16 protein-coding genes are annotated in these 15,755 nt (G+C 64.1%); 5 read left to right on the forward strand and 11 right to left on the reverse strand.

The window, feature by feature from the left end:
• Positions 1 to 3 precede the first annotated feature (3 nt).
• The 4 genes from OIM99_RS03450 to OIM99_RS03465 all read right to left on the reverse strand — a co-directional run bounded on the left by OIM99_RS03450 (position 4) and on the right by OIM99_RS03465 (position 3,071).
• Positions 4 to 1,119 carry a 5-methyltetrahydropteroyltriglutamate--homocysteine S-methyltransferase gene (locus tag OIM99_RS03450; protein ID WP_311848930.1) on the reverse strand — a complete coding sequence of 372 codons (1,116 nt, stop codon included), beginning with the start codon at positions 1,117 to 1,119 and terminating at the stop codon, positions 4 to 6.
• A 218-nt stretch (positions 1,120 to 1,337) separates the two neighbouring features.
• Positions 1,338 to 1,724: a DUF6460 domain-containing protein gene (locus OIM99_RS03455; protein WP_311848931.1), complete on the reverse strand. Its 387-nt coding sequence runs from the start codon at positions 1,722 to 1,724 to the stop codon at positions 1,338 to 1,340.
• A gap of 124 nt (positions 1,725 to 1,848) precedes the next feature.
• A complete protein-coding gene (locus OIM99_RS03460) occupies positions 1,849 to 2,283 on the reverse strand; it encodes a hypothetical protein (protein WP_311848932.1) in 435 nt (144 codons plus the stop codon).
• A gap of 122 nt (positions 2,284 to 2,405) precedes the next feature.
• Entirely contained in the window at positions 2,406 to 3,071 is a 666-nt protein-coding gene (locus OIM99_RS03465; protein ID WP_311848933.1) for a response regulator transcription factor, read from the reverse strand.
• Positions 3,072 to 3,223: 152 nt separating this feature from the next.
• Here OIM99_RS03465 and OIM99_RS03470 point away from each other — a divergent pair, with 152 nt between their 5' ends.
• Positions 3,224 to 4,999, forward strand: a complete 1,776-nt coding sequence (locus OIM99_RS03470; protein ID WP_311848934.1) for a symporter-like protein — start codon at positions 3,224 to 3,226, stop codon at positions 4,997 to 4,999.
• Here OIM99_RS03470 and OIM99_RS03475 read toward each other — a convergent pair.
• Both OIM99_RS03475 and OIM99_RS03480 read right to left on the reverse strand, forming a co-directional pair.
• Positions 4,996 to 5,640, reverse strand: a complete 645-nt coding sequence (locus tag OIM99_RS03475) for a cysteine hydrolase (RefSeq protein WP_311848935.1) — start codon at positions 5,638 to 5,640, stop codon at positions 4,996 to 4,998. The genes OIM99_RS03470 and OIM99_RS03475 overlap by 4 nt on opposite strands.
• The gene (locus OIM99_RS03480) at positions 5,637 to 5,969 is read right to left on the reverse strand and encodes a hypothetical protein (protein ID WP_311848936.1); all 333 of its coding nucleotides are present in this window, start codon (positions 5,967 to 5,969) and stop codon (positions 5,637 to 5,639) included. The genes OIM99_RS03475 and OIM99_RS03480 overlap by 4 nt, the downstream gene beginning before the upstream one ends.
• A gap of 105 nt (positions 5,970 to 6,074) precedes the next feature.
• On the opposite strand from OIM99_RS03480, the gene OIM99_RS03485 reads away from it, so the two are divergent.
• Complete coding sequence (locus OIM99_RS03485) at positions 6,075 to 6,443, forward strand: helix-turn-helix domain-containing protein (protein WP_311848937.1); 369 nt, start codon at positions 6,075 to 6,077, stop codon at positions 6,441 to 6,443.
• Here OIM99_RS03485 and OIM99_RS03490 read toward each other — a convergent pair.
• The 3 genes from OIM99_RS03490 to OIM99_RS03500 all read right to left on the reverse strand — a co-directional run bounded on the left by OIM99_RS03490 (position 6,440) and on the right by OIM99_RS03500 (position 9,527).
• Positions 6,440 to 8,098 (reverse strand): cisplatin damage response ATP-dependent DNA ligase, encoded by a 1,659-nt coding sequence (locus OIM99_RS03490; RefSeq protein ID WP_311848938.1) that lies wholly within the window; start codon positions 8,096 to 8,098, stop codon positions 6,440 to 6,442. The genes OIM99_RS03485 and OIM99_RS03490 overlap by 4 nt on opposite strands.
• On the reverse strand, positions 8,095 to 9,129 hold the full coding sequence (locus OIM99_RS03495; protein ID WP_311848939.1) for a ligase-associated DNA damage response exonuclease: 1,035 nt from the start codon (positions 9,127 to 9,129) through the stop codon (positions 8,095 to 8,097). Before OIM99_RS03495 ends, OIM99_RS03490 begins: the two co-directional genes overlap by 4 nt.
• A gap of 176 nt (positions 9,130 to 9,305) precedes the next feature.
• Positions 9,306 to 9,527, reverse strand: a complete 222-nt coding sequence (locus tag OIM99_RS03500) for a hypothetical protein (protein WP_311848940.1) — start codon at positions 9,525 to 9,527, stop codon at positions 9,306 to 9,308.
• 244 nt (positions 9,528 to 9,771) lie between these two features.
• Between OIM99_RS03500 and OIM99_RS03505 the strand changes: the two genes are divergently transcribed.
• The 3 genes from OIM99_RS03505 to pdeM are packed head-to-tail and all read left to right on the forward strand — an operon-like array spanning position 9,772 to position 14,035.
• Positions 9,772 to 10,701, forward strand: coding sequence for a methyltransferase domain-containing protein (locus OIM99_RS03505; RefSeq protein ID WP_311848941.1), 930 nt, complete (start codon positions 9,772 to 9,774; stop codon positions 10,699 to 10,701).
• Between the two features lie 6 nt (positions 10,702 to 10,707).
• Positions 10,708 to 13,311, forward strand: a complete 2,604-nt coding sequence (locus OIM99_RS03510; RefSeq protein ID WP_409371462.1) for a ligase-associated DNA damage response DEXH box helicase — start codon at positions 10,708 to 10,710, stop codon at positions 13,309 to 13,311.
• Positions 13,312 to 13,330: 19 nt separating this feature from the next.
• The gene (gene pdeM, locus OIM99_RS03515; RefSeq protein ID WP_311848942.1) at positions 13,331 to 14,035 is read left to right on the forward strand and encodes a ligase-associated DNA damage response endonuclease PdeM; all 705 of its coding nucleotides are present in this window, start codon (positions 13,331 to 13,333) and stop codon (positions 14,033 to 14,035) included.
• Between the two features lie 6 nt (positions 14,036 to 14,041).
• Here the strand turns inward: pdeM and OIM99_RS03520 are convergent, their stop codons facing one another.
• Together OIM99_RS03520 and OIM99_RS03525 are read right to left on the reverse strand one after the other, a co-directional pair.
• Positions 14,042 to 14,812 carry a TIGR02186 family protein gene (locus tag OIM99_RS03520; RefSeq protein ID WP_311848943.1) on the reverse strand — a complete coding sequence of 257 codons (771 nt, stop codon included), beginning with the start codon at positions 14,810 to 14,812 and terminating at the stop codon, positions 14,042 to 14,044.
• Positions 14,809 to 15,732, reverse strand: a complete 924-nt coding sequence (locus OIM99_RS03525; RefSeq protein ID WP_311848944.1) for a sulfite exporter TauE/SafE family protein — start codon at positions 15,730 to 15,732, stop codon at positions 14,809 to 14,811. The genes OIM99_RS03520 and OIM99_RS03525 overlap by 4 nt, the downstream gene beginning before the upstream one ends.
• Between the last annotated feature and the right edge of the window lie 23 nt (positions 15,733 to 15,755).

Here is a 15,755-nt window from a genome sequence, read left to right on the forward strand (position 1 = left end):
CGATCAGTGCGCCGTGCCCCAGGCTTTCTCGGCCACGGCCACCACCTGTTCGAGCTTGCGGCGCTCGACATCCTCGCCCAGCGCATTGCCACGGAAGCTCGAGGCAAAGCCGCATTGCGGCGAAACGCAGAGCTGATCGAAGGGCATGAATTTCGCCGCTTCGTCGATGCGTTTGGCGATGACGTCGGTCTCTTCCATCTCGGCGACCTTCGAGGAGATCAGGCCGAGCACGACGCGCTTCTTGCCGTCCTTCGGCACGAAACGCAGCGGCTCGAAGCCGCCGGCCCGCTCGCTGTCATATTCGAGGAAATAACCATCGACATTGAGTTCGCCGAACAGCTTATCGGCCACCGGCTCATAGCCGCCGGACGCGGCCCAGGCGGACTGGAAATTGCCGCGGCAGATGTGGGTGCAGAAGGTCATGCCCGCGGGTTTCTGCGCCAGCACCATGTTGAACAGCTTGATATAGCGGTTGAGCACGTCGGCCGGTTCATCGCCCTTAGCCTTCATGTCGGCGCGCATGCCCTCGTCGCAGAGGTAAGCGAAATTGGTGTCGTCGAACTGCACATAGGTGCAGCCGGCATCGGCCAATTGCTTGAGTTCGGCGCCATAGGCCTTGGCCACGTCTTCGAGATAGAGATCAAGGTCCGGATAGGCTTCCTTGCTGATCGCGGCGCGACCGCCACGCAGACACATGGTCGGCGACGGCATGGTGATCTTCGGCGTGCGCTTGGTCGCCGATTTCAGGAATTTGAATCCTTCAAGCTCGATCGGCTTGGCATGGCGGACCTTGCCGGTGATGGCGAGTTGCGGCGGCCGAAACACTTTCGGCGCATTGGGGTCTTGTGGCCGGTCGGCGATCTTGGCTTCGACGCCATCGAGCTTGCCAAGGAAGTCGAAATGAAACGAGGTGCGGCGGAACTCGCCGTCGGTGATGGAATGGAGCCCTGCCTCTTCCTGCAGCTTCACCGCCTTGCGGATGTTCTCGTCCTCAAGATCACGCAGGCTCTCGTAAGTGCGCTGGCCCACGATCGCCAGTTCGCGCGCGGCGCGCAGCTCGGCTGGACGCAGCAGGCTGCCAACATGATCGGCGCGGAAGGGCGCGCGAGCTTCGCTCATCTTTTCTTCTCCCTAGACATGTGGCGCCACAGGCGCCCGTTCGCTTCAGTTCATTGCACAGAAAGCATCAGCTTCAGCAACAGGTAGAAGCACGGATCGGCGCTTCTGCCAACACGTGGGATACAACCCCCAGCGGCAGCGTGTTGGGCACGCGCGACGGCCGCCCTCCTCGCAAGCGAGGAAGACGGCGGCGGAATAAAATTGGTTAAGCGAGTCGCTTAGCGCTTCTTGCCGGCGTTCAGCAGGCGCAGCACGATCCAGACTGGAATGACGATGGCGGCACCGGCGATCACATAGATAATGACTTCGCGCACCGCATCGAAACCGAGGTTCCACAGCCGGGTGAGGAAGCGCTGCACGCCGTAGAAAACGTCTATCGGCCTGATGTCGAGCCACATCAGCAGCGCGCCGACGATGAGCGAGACCACCAGCAGGCGCACCGCCACGGCGGCGGGCGAGCCACCGATGAACTGTTCCAGCGTGTTGCCAGGGGTGGCGTCGGTCACCCCGCCAGTGCCCTCTTGACGCGAGCCGGACCAGCTCGCGCCGCCCCAGCCGGTCGAACCCTGGGATTGGGATTTCGGCGGATCAAGGCGATCGGTCATGGTCTACCCTCTCGGATGACGGCAGGAGGCGCCGACACGGGCCATTATGCGGTAACAACGGCCAAGTTTCCAGCCGGCCGGGGCGCACGGTTAACACCTGACAGGATCGCTTAAATCCGGTCACTTAAATTCGATCTCCCGCCGGTTCCTCGCGGAACACGCGCATCATCCGGCGCATGAATTTCTCCATCACGTCCAGGGCGCTGTTCATTTCGGTTTCAGTCGGCAGGGCATTGCGCAGCCGCGCCGAAGGGGCCTGATCGGTCGCTTCGGCGAGTTTGCGGCGCAGGTCCGCATTGTCGCGGGTCAGCCGGTCGATCTCTTCGTTGAGCGCACCACGCTCGTCGGCACCGGCGCGGCATTGCACGCCATCACCTTTCAGGGTGCAGCGCGAAACGATGCCCGTGCGCGTATCAAGACGCAGGAAGCCATCGGGCGCCGGCGTCATCGTATAACGGCCGTTCTGCGTATCCGTATCGAGCGATTGCGCCAACGCCGGCGATGCCCCGACGGTGGCCAAACCGGTGGCGATGACGAAACAGAGAGAGGATGCGTGCATGGCTCACTCCAATCACAACGCACTTGAGCGACCCGGCACTATGGCGCGCGCAGGCGGCAATAATGAGACAACCGCGCCAGCCGGGCGAAACCCCTATTCCATCAGTCTATTCGGCTTTTTTGCTATTCGGTTATTTTGGCGCCCTGCCAATTGCCCTCGATCTTCGAGGCGGCGATGACGGCCTGGGTGCGGCTGTCGACGTCAAGCTTCTGCAAGATCGCCGAGACATGAGCCTTCACCGTCGCTTCCGACACGGAAAGCTCGTAGGCGATCTGCTTGTTCAGCAAACCCTCCGACAACATCATCAGCACGCGCACCTGCTGCGGAGTCAGCGTGGCGAGGCGGCGCATGATGTCGGTCGTGTCCTTGTCGGCAGGTGTCGACAGATCGACATCCGGCGGCGTCCAGGTCTTGCCGGCGAGAATGTCGCGGAACGCCTGGCGCATGCCGACAATATCCGTTGTCTTGGGCACATAGCCTGACGCGCCGAAATCGATGCAGCGGCGAATCACGTCGCGGTCCTCGTTGCCCGAGACCACCACCACCGGCACGTCCGGATGCTGGGCGCGCAGATAGAGCAGGCCGGAAAAGCCGCGCACGCCGGGCATGGCGAGATCGAGCAACACCAGATCGGCCTCGCCCGATTCCTCCAGCGCCGTCGTCAACTGATTGAGATCACCGCATTCGACGATTTCGGCGCCGGCCACCGCGCCGCTCACCGCTTCGCGCAGAGCTCCACGGACCAAAGGATGATCGTCAGCAATCACTATTCTGGCGTTCTGCAACACGTGTCCCCTCTGCCACGACCCCTTCCCGGCTCGTCCCCCACCGGTCTTGCTTTTCTTCCGGCAATTCTATTGTTGGACCCAGCGGGCAGGCGGCGCAAGCCGCTCGCTTGAGATAGTTATTAGATAGCCGTTTGCGGCCCGGAGCGCGACACGTGCGGAAGCCTCTGACCGACGAAGATCTGCTGGAACGCGCCAGTATCGACGGGCGTGTCGCCTTCGCCGTGACCGCCTTCGTCCTGGCGGTCGGCCTGGTGGCTTTGCTCGACCGGGTCGGCGTGCCGGAGCGAATCGTTGGCGTGCTGGCGCCTGTCGTTCTGCTGGCCGGCCTCGCCATCGTCGGCTTGTTGCTGCGCAGCATGCGCATTTCCCGTTTCCACGCGGCCGGGCGGGCGGTGCCCGCACCCTATGCCGGCCTCGCCTTCATGGCGCTGAGCGCCGGCCTGTTCCTGCCTTTCCTGCCGCCGGTGCCCGGCGGCGCCTCGCTGACCGGACTGCTGATCGGTTTCGGCCTCGGCCTCCTGCTGGCCGCCCTGGTGACAGGACCGTTGTTGCGCAAAACCGGCGCCTTCTCCCTGCCGGACCTTTTATCAGGGCGTTTTCCGCAGCTCGGCCTGCGGCTCGGTGTCGTCACCGTGGTCGGGGCGGTGGCCCTGCTGATCGCCGCTGCTGGCTTCGAGATGGCCGTGCGTGGCTTAATCCTGATCATCGACATGCCGCGCCCCTTCGCCAGTCCGCTGGTCGGGCTGATCCTGGTGTTCATCGTGGCCCCGGGCGGCATCGCCGGGGTGGTGTGGGCCGCCACCGGGGCAGCCGGCATTCTCCTCGCCAGCCTGGTGTTGCCGCTGGCCATTCTGGTGGTGCAGGGCGCGTCACTGCCCTTCCCCGTCATCGGCGACCGGGCATTGTGGCAACAGGCTTCCGACATGATGGCCGCCTGGCAGGGCGCCACCCCCGGCGTCTTCGACAACGGCGGCCTCCTGACCATCGTCGCCATTGCGCTCGGCATCGCGGCCCTCGGCCCGCTGCTGCAACCGGCGATGACCTGCAACGACGTCTCCTCGGCCCGCCGCGCCGGCTTCGCCGCACTCGGCTGGTCCGGCGCGCTGATCATCATCGTGGCGATCAGCATGGCGAGTTCGGCGCTCGCCGTCGACATGATGGCGGCCGGCCAAGCCGCCGATGCGCTGCCCGGCTATTTCTACATCGCCTCGGGCAAAGGGCTTTTGACGATTTGCGGACAGGTGGCCGCCACGCCTGACGCGGCGCTCGCCGCCTGCAAGGCCCAATCCGGCTTTGCCGGCACCTTGCGGCCGCAGGACATCGCCGTATCCGGTGCCGGCCTCGTCGCCGGCCTGCCACGCCTGCAAGGTTTCGGTGCCGCCTTCGCCGGCCTGGTCGGCGCAGGTTTGACCGCCGTCGCCATTACGCTGGCGAGCAGCGGCGTGCATGCGTTCGGCACGGCCATCGGCCACGATCTGTTTTTCCGCGTGCAGGACACCGGCGCGCTCGGCAGCCGCCGGCTGGCGGTGAGCCGCCTGGCGATGGCCGGCGCCATCGTCTTCATCGGCGTGGTTGCAGCGCGCACGCCCCTCAACCCCACCGCGATGATCAGCATGGCGCTCGTCTTCTCCGCCGCCGTGGTGGCCCCACTGACAGCGCTGTCGCTGTGGCCGCGCGCGGCCGCCCCCGATGCGGCGATCGCTTTGCTGGTCGGCCTGCTGGTGGCCGGTGTCGTCATCGGCTTGGGCGACGGCAATCCCTCGCCGGAGCGGCTGGCGGCCAGCGCGCTGGCGGCTTTCGCCGCCGCGCTTGCCACCGGCATCGCCACCAGCCTGCGGCGCAACGAAGAGCAATCGCGCGGCGGTCGCATCTTCGTCGAAGGCGTACTGCATGGCGACAGCGATTTGCTCAACACCGATCGCGGCTAGAGCGCCTGTAAGGCAGCGCAAAATGCAGCGGTATCGGTGACGATCGTCTCGCCGATGAAGTCCAAGGTCGCCAACGAACGATCACGCGCCTCCCGATTGCCGAAGCCGCAGGCGTCCGAGAGCAGGATCGCCGTAAAACCGTTGTCGGTCGCCTGACGAACCGTTGGTTCGATGCCGATCTCCATCGCGATGCCGGCGACAACGACGGTGCAGATACCGCAATCGTGCAAAGCGAAACCCAGGGACGTCGAATCGAAGGCCGACATGGTCAGCTTGTCGAACACCGCCTCGTCGGCGCGTGGCGCCAGTTCCGGGACGATCGCGGTGGCCGGCGCATCGGGGAGGAACCACGGCTCGACGGAATCCGGATCGTCTTTGCGCTGCCACGCCATGGCGGTGCGCAATTGCGTCGTGCCCATCCAGGCGCGCGGCAGCGACAGATGGCGCGTGAAGGCGACACGCATGCCATGGCTGCGCGCCGCATCGAGGGCTGCCGCCGTGCGTTCGATGATCGCGTCAGCACCTTTCACCTGGCTGCAAATGCCAATTTGCATGTCATAGATGAGCAGCGCGGCACGGCTGGGATCGCACCACTCGGCCAATGTCGTCGGCACCTCGATACCATGTTTCGACCGGATCATGTGGCCACCGTCCGATCCCAGGGCGTGTTGACGTCAACGGTCGGATCGAACAGGAATTCAAGCGGCAAAGGCGCATCGAAAGCGAGGAAATGCCATTCCAGCAATCCGGCCTTCGATAACGGGAAATCGTCGGTGTAACGCTTCGCCTCATCGACACTGTCGAGTTCGAACACGATGATCACGCCGCCTACATCGGCGCGAGCGTAGTTTTCACGCACGATTCCGGCCTTCCAGAGCCGCCAAACGTTCGACACTTCGTCGCGCAGGTAAGGCTTTAGGTCGTCGAGCGACACCCCTGCCTTGAAATTGTCATAGGCGATGATCTTCATGAACGCGCTCCGGCAAGAATGTGCGGGTTAGACAATCGGCTTTGACAGCGAAATTCAACGCACCGATTGGTAAGTGGAGTCCGCCACAATTGAGAGGGTCGTCCGATGGTGGTGCCAGAAGGCCGTTTATATGGATGTCCCATCGAACTTGCGTTGGACGTGATCGGCGGTAAATGGAAAACCGTCATCCTGGCCCGGCTGAAGGATGCGCCCTTGCGTTATGGCGAACTGCGTCGCGCCATCCCGACGCTCGCCGACAAAGTGCTCACGCAGCGTTTGCGGGAACTCGAAGACAGCGGCCTGGTCGAGCGCAGCGATCGGGATGGGGCCTCGGTCTATGCGCTAACGGCGCGCGGCTTGACGCTGGGCCCGGCGCTCGAGGCGCTCTATGCGTGGGGGCAGACACAAGGCAACGCGGCGAGAGCGCGCTTTCGCAACGACGAACGCGATTTGATCGAGAGCACCAAGGTCTAAGCGGGAATCAATTTTTCCAACGTTTCGAGCCAGTCGGCATCGCGCGAGGGCTTATCCCAGCGGATGCGCGAAATACGCGGGAAGCGCATGGCAACGCCTGATTTGTGCCGCGTGGAGCGTTGCACGCCTTCGAACGCCACTTCCAGCACGAGCCCTTCCTCCACAGTGGCGGTGACTTCGCGCACCGGACCGAAGCGATTGATCGTGTGATCGCGGACATAACGATCGAGCTGCTTCAGCTCTTCGTCGGTGAAGCCGAAATAGGCTTTGCCGACGGGCACGAGTTCATCGCCGCCTTGACCCGTGCGCCACAGACCGAAGGTATAGTCTGAATAATAGGACGAGCGTTTGCCGTGACCGCGCTGCGCATACATCAGCACCGCATCGAGCGCGAAAGGATCACGCTTCCACTTCCACCACAGGCCTTTCGGACGGCCGGGCACATAGGCACTGTCGGCGCGCTTCAGCATGACGCCTTCGACAGCCTGGGCGTCATCGCCCGCGTTGGCGGCTGCCGGATCGGCGCGCGCGGCGGCCAGAGCCGGCCAATCGGCAAAGGCGATCTGCGGCGAGAGATCGAGCCAGGGCGCGGCGGCCTGCGTCACGCAAGCTTCGAGGCGAGCGCGCCGCTGCGAAAACGGCAACGGACGCAGATCCTCGCCATTCTCGTAGAGAAGATCATAGGCGCGCACATGCGGCGGATAATCGGCCATCAATTTGGCCGATACGGTTTTGCGATTGAGCCGCTGCTGCAAAACGCCGAACGGCTGTACCTTGCCATCGAGCACGATCAGCAATTCGCCGTCAAAACACACATCGCTCAAGCGCGACAGATGGATCGCCTCGACGAGATCGGGAAAGGCCGCCGAAATATCCTCGCCGGTGCGCGAATAAAGCCGCACGAGGTTGCGGCCGTCGCGTCCCGCTCCACAGGCGACCTGGATGCGAATGCCATCCCATTTCCACTCGGCGCTGTAATCACGGGGATCGAGCGTTTCGAAGTCCTTGTCCTCGATGGCATGGGCGAGCATGGGCGTGCGAAACTGCACCGCATTATCAGCAGCCGGTTTGGCGCCCTGGCCATCGAGCCAGGCAAAGAGCGGCAGATAGGGAGGCGACAGACCCGGCCAGACATCCTCGATCTCGTTGACGTCGCAGCCGTTCAGCGCTGCCAAAGCGGTCTTCGCCAAGCGTGCCGAAACACCGATGCGCAGACCGCCGGTGATGAGTTTCAGCAGCGCCCAACGGCCTTTCTCGTCCAACTGGTCGAGCCAGGTGACGATGAGGCGCGGCAATTCAGAGCGACCGGCACTGTTGAGCGTTTCGACGATCGTCGCCAAGGCCGCCGCATCGGAATTGCGCGCGGCCTCCGCCGGTCGCGGCGATGCGGGCCAGAGCAGCGCCACTGTTTCGGAGAGATCGCCGACATAGTCGTAGCTCAAGGCGAACAGCACCGGATCGACCCGCTCAGCGATGAGGCCGCGAATGAGAGCCGGCTTGGCGTTGGCGAAACTCAAAGCGCCCGTCAGCGCCGCCAGCGCATAGCCGCGATCGGGATCGCCCGTGTGGCGGAAATAGTCGGTCAACAGGCGCAGCTTGCCGTTGCGCGACGGCTCGAAGGCCAGACGATCGAGAAGTTCGGCGAAACGATTCATGTTTCCGCCGCCGTTTCGCTTTGATCGCCGCCGTCTTCCTCGTCGCCATAGCCCAGCATATGCAGCGGCATGGCTTTCAGCCCCTGGGTTTGCGCCCAATGCACCAGCGCATCGCCCTCGCCATGGGTGACCCAGACTTCACGGCAGCCGGTCTCTTCGATGGTGCGGGTCAACTCCGGCCAATCGGCATGATCGGAAATGACCAAAGGCAGTTCGACGCCGCGTTGGCGTGCCCGCGCCCGTGTGCGCATCCAGCCGGAGGCGAAACAGGACACCGGATCGGCGAAGCGACGCGACCAGGCATCAGCCAAGGATGTAGGCGGACAGATGACGATTTCGCCCGGCAGTTTGGTCTTACCGACATCGGCGACTTTGCGGATTTCGCCGAGATCGATCCCCTCAGCGATATAGAAATCGGTGATCTTCTCGACGGCGCCGTGAATATAGACCGGCCGATCCCAGCCGGCCTGGCGGATCAGCGCCATCAGCCGCTGCGCCTTGCCAAGCGTATAGGCGCCGACCATGTGGGTGCGCTCGGGAAACAACCTCAGCGAAGCGATGAGCTTGCCGACTTCCTCACTCGCTTTGGGATGATGGAAGATCGGCAGGCCGAAGGTCGCCTCGGTGATGAAAATATCGCAGGGTACCACTTCGAACGGCAGGCAGGTCGGATCGGCGGCGCGTTTGTAGTCGCCGGAAACGACGATGCGCTCGCGCGTGTTGCCGATGGCGATCTGGGCCGAACCCAACACATGGCCGGCGGGATGAAAGGACACATCGGCATCGCCAATGCGCAAAGCCTCGCCCAGGCGCACCGGCTGCTGCGTGCCGGCGAACTGCGTGCCATAGCGCAAGGCCATGATGCCTAGAGTTTCGGTGGTGGCGAGCACGGCGCCATGGCCGGCGCGGGCATGATCGGAATGGCCGTGGGTGATCAGCGCCCGCCGCACGGGCCGCACCGGATCGACAAAGAAATCACCCGCCGGGCAATAGAGCCCCTCGGGGGCGGAGACGAGCAGAGACGAAGCCATTGCCGCTTAGATAAGCACAACGGCGGAGGCGAAAAAGTGGAGGCCGGCTTTTCGCTGAAATCCGCTGTTCTTTTGGGCGTCGGGCCAAGCAAAACCGCCAAGCAAAGCCGCCGTCCGCGGGGGCTCGGACGGCGGTCATGGGCTGATCCGGGAGGAGGCGACCCGGAGCAGAAAAACTATTCGCGGCAGATCACGCCCTCGGAAATACCGGAGCGAGCCGTGTTCCAGCAGCGGGTGTCGCTCTGGATCGTGCGTTCAAAACGGATGCCCGCGCCGTTACCAAGCGCCGGAACGGCGATTTTTTGCGACGTCAGCCCAGCCATTTGAATGGGCGAAACGACGTTTGGAAACAATCCATTGGCGAGGGAAACCGCGCCCAGCCCGATGCCGAAAGCCATGCCGAGAGCAACGGGCAAAACCATCCGAAAAGTAGGGTTTTTGACTGTGCTAGCCATGATTTCATCTCCGCATTGCGGATTTGGTTATTAAACGCAGGAGGGACCATGCCGGTTCCGTTCACATTTTGATGTGCGCTGGCGCACCTCTCTCACTTTCTCGTGTCATTCCCCTTGCTTGCCCCTTGCCTAGAAGCCCGCGCCTATGGCTTAACCGCCGCCCCTGCAGGCGGAGCGCCAAAGCCCAGTGAACGAAACGGCCAATCAGAGTTCGGGCAATCTCGTGCTCGACCGGCGTTTCGCCTGGGCGCAGGCCGCGGCCCATGAAGGGGCCCATGCGGCGGCCGCCGAAATTCTCGAACAGATCATCGCCGAGGCGCCACGCTGGGCGGCCGCCTGGTTTGCCTTGGGCGAAGCCCGCGAAAAGGCGGGCGACCACCCCGGCGCGATCCTCGCCTTTCAGCATCTGGCCGAGGCCGATCCGTCCGGGCTTTTGGGCGCCGACCTGCATCTCGCCCGGCTGGGTGCGGGCGCTGCGCCCGCACGTGCGCCGGATGCCTATGTGCGCGGCCTGTTCGACACCTATGCCGCCCGGTTCGATGCGCATCTCACCGGCGATCTCGCCTATCGCGCGCCACAACTGCTGAACGAGGCGCTGCGAGCGGCCTGCGAGCGGGGACGCCAGATCTTCCATTTCCCGCGCGTCATCGATCTGGGCTGTGGCACCGGATTGATGGCGCGATCGCTTTCCCCCCACTTCGACGACATGCAGGGGGTCGACCTCTCCCCCCTGATGATCGAGGAAGCCCGCCGCACCGACCTCTATGCCAGCCTGCATGTCGGCGAACTCGCCACTTTTTTGCGGGAGCGCCCAGCCCAATCGGCGGAACTCGTCATCGCCGCCGACGTTCTGGTTTATCTCGGCGCCCTGGAAACGACATTCACGGAAGCCGCGCGCGTGCTGACATCAGACGGCCTGTTTGGCTTCAGCGTGCAACAGGGCGATGCCCAGGATTGGGTGCTCGGCCAGGACATGCGTTATTTCCATTCCCGCGCCTATCTTACGCGCCTGGCCGCGACGGCCGGCTTCGAAGTGATTTCCATCGATGCGGCGTCTTCGCGCAAGGATGCCGGCCATGACGTGCCGGGGCTGGTCGCGATCCTGAGGCGCGCGTAACCTCGCGTGGTGAAGAAGCCGAAGCCGCCGCCCGCCCTCCTGTCTCGCGCCCTTTTGCCGCCGCGCTTCACCGCCTGGTTTGCCCAGCGCGGCTGGGAACCGCGCACCCATCAGATGGCGCTGCTGGAAAAGGCGCAGCAAGGCGAGAGCGCCTTGCTGATCGCCCCGACCGGCGCCGGCAAGACGCTCGCCGGTTTCCTGCCCTCGCTGATCGACCTGGAGCAGCCGCGCAACCGCAGCGGCCTGCACACGCTCTACATTTCCCCTTTGAAGGCGCTGGCGGTGGACGTCGCCCGCAATCTCGAAACGCCGGTGCAGGAGATGGGCCTGCCGGTGAAGATCGAAACACGCACCGGCGATACTTCGGCCGCCAAGCGCATGCGCCAGCGCCGCCATCCGCCCGACATTCTGCTGACGACGCCGGAACAATTGGCCTTGCTGCTCGCCACAGCCGACGCACAACCCTTGTTCTCGACCTTGCGGCGCGTCGTGCTCGACGAATTGCATGCCATGGTGACCTCGAAGCGCGGCGATCTGCTGGCGCTGGGTCTGGCGCGGCTGCGCGCCATCGCGCCGGCAATGACGGCCGTCGGCTTGTCGGCGACGGTGCGCGATCCCGACGAGTTGCGGCGCTATCTCGTCGATCAGAACGGCGCCAATCCGCTGGCGGGCCTGGTAACGACACCGGCGGGTGCGGAAGCCGATATCCAAATGCTCGATACGCGCGAGCGCCTGCCCTGGTCGGGCCATAGCGCTTTACATGCGATGCGCGAAATCTACGCCGCCATCAAGGCGTCGCGGATGACTCTGGTCTTCGTCAACACGCGCGCCCAGGCCGAGGCGATCTTCCAGCAATTGTGGACGATCAACGACGATAATCTCGCCATCGCTTTGCATCACGGCTCGCTCGATGCGGGCCAACGCCGCAAAGTCGAGGCGGCGATGTCGGCGGGGCAGCTCAAAGCCGTGGTCTGTACGTCGACGCTCGATCTCGGCATCGACTGGGGCGATGTCGATCTGGTCATCAATGTCGGCGCGCCGAAAGGCGCAAGCCGCATTGCGCAACGCATCGGCCGCGCCAATCACCGGCTTGACGAGCCGTCGCGCGCGCTGCTGGTGCCGGCCAATCGCTTCGAAGTGCTCGAATGCCGTGCCGCCATCGATGCCGCCAAGGCCGGCGAACAGGATACGCCGCCCCGGCGTATCGGCAGTCTCGACGTGTTGTGCCAACACATTCTCGGCATGGCCTGTTCCGAACCGTTTCAAGCCGATGCGCTCTATCAGGAAGTGCGTTCGGCCGAACCCTATTCCGATCTGCCGCGCGGGGATTTCGACGATGCGCTCGATTTCGTCGCCACCGGCGGCTATGCGCTCAAAACCTACGACCGCTTCGCCAAGATCAAACAGACCAAGGATGGCCTGTGGCGCGTCGCCAATCCGAAAGTGGCGCAATCCTATCGCATGAATGTCGGCACGATCGTCGAATCCGACATGCTGAAAGTGCGGCTGGTGCGCGGGCGCGCGCAACAGCGCGCCGTGCCGGCGCCCTCAGCGCCATCGGGCTCCGGCGGCCTGTGGTATCCGACGCGCTTGCAGGGCGAACAGACGCGCGCCGCCTATACCGGCCCGCTCATGCGCGGCGGACGTGTGCTCGGCGAGATCGAGGAATATTTCCTTGAGACCTTGGCGCCGGGCGACACGTTTCTTTTCGGCGGCGAAATCCTCGCCTTGCAGGGCATCGTCGAGAACGAAGCCTTGGTGGCGCGGGCGCGCTCCGACACGCCGAAAGTGCCGTCCTATGCCGGCGGCAAGTTTCCGCTCTCCACCTGGCTGGCGCAGCGCGTGCGCCAGATGCTGTCCAATCCACGGTTTTGGAAAGCCCTGCCGTCGCAGGTCGGCGAATGGCTGAAGCTGCAACAGCATTTCTCCATGCTGCCGCCATCAAGCGATCTCCTGGTCGAGACCTTTCCGCGTGGCGAGCGCTATTTCATGGTCGCCTATCCGTTCGAGGGGCGGCTGGCGCATCAGACGCTCGGCATGTTGCTGACGCGGCGGATGGAGCGGCTGTCGCTGCGGCCAATGGGCTTCGTCGCCAACGACTATGCCATCGCCATCTGGTCGCTCGGCGATATCGGCGAGCAGCTTTCTTCGGGCAAACTCAGCCTAAGCACCCTCTTCAACGAGGATATGCTGGGCGACGATCTCGAGGAATGGTTGCAGGAATCGGCGCTGATGAAGCGCACCTTCCGCAATTGCGCCGTGGTCGCCGGCCTGATCGAACGGCGGGCGCCGGGCCGGGAGAAAACCGGCCGGCAGGTGACGATTTCGACCGATCTCGTCTATGACGTGCTGCGCAAGCACCAGCCGGACCATATTTTGCTGCGCGCAGCGCGCGAGGATGCCCTGACCGGCCTGCTCGATCTCGCTCGCCTCGCCGGAATGCTCTCGCGCATCCAGGGGCGAATCGTCCATAAGAGGCTGGATCACGTCTCGCCCCTGGCCGTGCCGGTGATGCTGGAAATCGGCCGCGAGCCGGTTTACGGGGAGGCGCAGGAGCAAGTGTTGAAGGAAGCCGCGGACGATCTGATCCGTGAGGCCATGAGTTCTTGAAGGTAATGAATTGATGAATATGCAGGCGCGACTCAAGACCGAAGCCACGGCGCATATCGCCGTCGCCGATGTGCGCCTGCTGGCCGACCCCGGCGGCGTGCTGGTGCATGAATCCGAACGCCTGCTTGTCGTCGCTGACCTGCATTTCGAAAAAGGCTCGGCCTTCGCCAGCCGTCGGCAATTGCTGCCGCCTTACGACACCGCCGCCACCCTGGCGCGGCTGACCCGGCTGATCATGCGTCACGATCCCAAGACCGTGGTGGCGCTCGGCGATTCATTCCATGACGTGCGCGCCGGCGAGCGCATCAGCATCGCCGATCGCGAGGCGCTGAAGGCTTTGATGCAACGCCGGCAGTGGATCTGGATCGCCGGCAACCACGATCCGGCTTTGCCCCAGGATATCGGCGGCGAAATGCTGGAGACTTTGCGCGTCGGCGCCCTGACTTTCCGCCATGAGCCGCGGGCGGGCGCGGCGCCCGGCGAGATCGCCGGCCATTTGCATCCCGCCGCGCGCGTCACTTCGCCTTCGGGCAGCGTGCGCCGGCGCTGTTTCGTCGGCGATGGAACGCGCTGCGTGATGCCGGCCTTCGGCGCCTATGCGGGCGGGCTCAACATTCGCGACCGCGCTTTCGCGCCGCTGTTTGGCGGCGCAACGCCCACGGCCCATGTGCTCGGCCAATCACGCGTCTATGCGGTGGGTTGGAGCGCCTGCGGCCACGATTAGCAAAGCTCAGTCGCGGCGGAAGATCACGCTCGCCAGCCAGCCAACCAACAGCGCCAGGATCGACGTGCCCAGGCCGAACCAGATACCGTGGTCGGCGGCGATGGTCGCCAAGGTCTGCTCGGCGGCGGTCTTGGCGACGCGGAACTTGGTGTTGCCGCGCGCGATCATGGCGCCATTGGCGAAGACCATGACATCGACATCATAATCGCCGAGCGGCGCCGTGCCGGGCAGATCGACGGCGGCCTGAAAGACATTCGGCGCGATGAAGCGCACCGCTTCGGGATTTTCGCGGAACAGGCCTTGCGCGATGCGTAGCCGCTGCAATGCCTCGCGGAAACGCGGATCGTTGGCACCGCGCGCAACGATCTGCTGGGGCACCTGGGCATTGATGCCGATGCGCAAATCCTCGCGCACCGAGGCGGAAGCGATCGACGTCAGCGCGCGGTTCGACTGCACCGCCAGGAAAGCGGGAATGGCGATATATTTGCGCTCGTCGAGATTGAGCCACATCGGCCCATATTGTTCCTTGCGACGCACGGTAACGGCGCCGCGCGGGCCGCGCACGGTGACGACCGCATCATAGGCCGCCGATGCGCCCTTCTCGTCGCCCTCGCGCTGGATCACGCCGAACAACGACAGGCGCTCACCGGTGAAATTCGACTGGATGAGAATATTCTCGCGCGACAGTGAGACGATCAGCGTTTCGGCACGCGTGATTCCGGCTGCGCCGATCAGTGCCAGCGCCAGAAGAGTGGTCCTGGCCAGCCGCGCGCTCATCGAACCGTTTCCGTCAATGTGGTCGAGAACGGCTCCTTCGGCTGGGTGAAGACATCGCCAGCGAAACGGATCGCGACCGAGAGGATGAGCAGGCCGAGGAGGACGCGAAAATAATCGCCGCGGATCTGCGCGCCGGCACGTGCACCGAACTGCGCGCCGAACACGCCGCCGACCATCAGCAGCAAGGCCAGGAACAGATCGACCGAATGGTTGGTCGCGGCATGCAGCACCGTGGCGCCCAGCATGGTGAAGAGAATCTGGAACAGGCTGGTGCCGACGACGACCTGCGCCGGCACGCGAAAGATATAGATCAGCGCCGGCACGAGAATGAAGCCGCCGCCGATGCCCAGCACCGCGCCGGCAAAGCCGATGAGGATGGCGATGAAGACGATCGGAATGACGCTGATATAGAGGCCCGAGCGATGAAAGCGCAGTTTGAACGGCAGGCCTTCATACCAATTGTGACGGCCGGCGGTGCGACGGCGCGGCGGCACCTTGCCGGCCTTGATCACGGCAGCCAGGCTTTCCCAGGAGACCAGCGTGCCGACACTGCCGAGCAGCACCACGTAGGACAAAGTGATGACCGTTTCGAGCTGGCCGATGCGGCGCATCTGGTTGAAGAACAGAACGCCGAGAATCGTGCCGATGAAGCCGCCGACCAGCAGGACGCCGCCAAGTTTGAAATCGATCGACTTGCGCCGCCAATAGCTGAGCGCGCCAGTGGTCGAGGACGCGGCGATCTGCGGACCCTGGGTGGCGACGGCGACTGCCGGCGGAATGCCGACGAAGATTAGCAGCGGCGTCAGCAGAAAGCCGCCGCCAACACCGAACATGCCCGATATGAACCCTACCGCGACGCCCATTCCGAGAATGAGAAACACATCGACAGGCATTTCGGCGATAGGCAGATAGATTTGCACGCGCTGTTCCGCGATCTTTGATT

The sequence above is a fragment of the Methylocella sp. CPCC 101449 genome (assembly GCF_031921685.1).
In the GTDB taxonomy this organism is placed as follows: Bacteria; Pseudomonadota; Alphaproteobacteria; order Rhizobiales; family Beijerinckiaceae; genus Terripilifer.

Excerpts from the sequence above, each read along its gene's own strand:
- OIM99_RS03455 (WP_311848931.1), bottom strand. The coding sequence starts at position 1,724 with ATGACCGATCGCCTTGATCCGCCGAAATCCCAATCCCAGGGTTCGACC.
- OIM99_RS03450 (WP_311848930.1), bottom strand. The coding sequence starts at position 1,119 with ATGAGCGAAGCTCGCGCGCCCTTCCGCGCCGATCATGTTGGCAGCCTG.
- OIM99_RS03485 (WP_311848937.1), top strand. The coding sequence starts at position 6,075 with ATGGTGGTGCCAGAAGGCCGTTTATATGGATGTCCCATCGAACTTGCG.
- OIM99_RS03460 (WP_311848932.1), bottom strand. The coding sequence starts at position 2,283 with ATGCACGCATCCTCTCTCTGTTTCGTCATCGCCACCGGTTTGGCCACC.
- OIM99_RS03495 (WP_311848939.1), bottom strand. The coding sequence starts at position 9,129 with ATGGCTTCGTCTCTGCTCGTCTCCGCCCCCGAGGGGCTCTATTGCCCG.
- OIM99_RS03500 (WP_311848940.1), bottom strand. The coding sequence starts at position 9,527 with ATGGCTTTCGGCATCGGGCTGGGCGCGGTTTCCCTCGCCAATGGATTG.
- OIM99_RS03475 (WP_311848935.1), bottom strand. The coding sequence starts at position 5,640 with ATGATCCGGTCGAAACATGGTATCGAGGTGCCGACGACATTGGCCGAG.
- OIM99_RS03480 (WP_311848936.1), bottom strand. The coding sequence starts at position 5,969 with ATGAAGATCATCGCCTATGACAATTTCAAGGCAGGGGTGTCGCTCGAC.
- pdeM (WP_311848942.1), top strand. The coding sequence starts at position 13,331 with ATGCAGGCGCGACTCAAGACCGAAGCCACGGCGCATATCGCCGTCGCC.
- OIM99_RS03520 (WP_311848943.1), bottom strand. The coding sequence starts at position 14,812 with ATGAGCGCGCGGCTGGCCAGGACCACTCTTCTGGCGCTGGCACTGATC.
- OIM99_RS03490 (WP_311848938.1), bottom strand. The coding sequence starts at position 8,098 with ATGAATCGTTTCGCCGAACTTCTCGATCGTCTGGCCTTCGAGCCGTCG.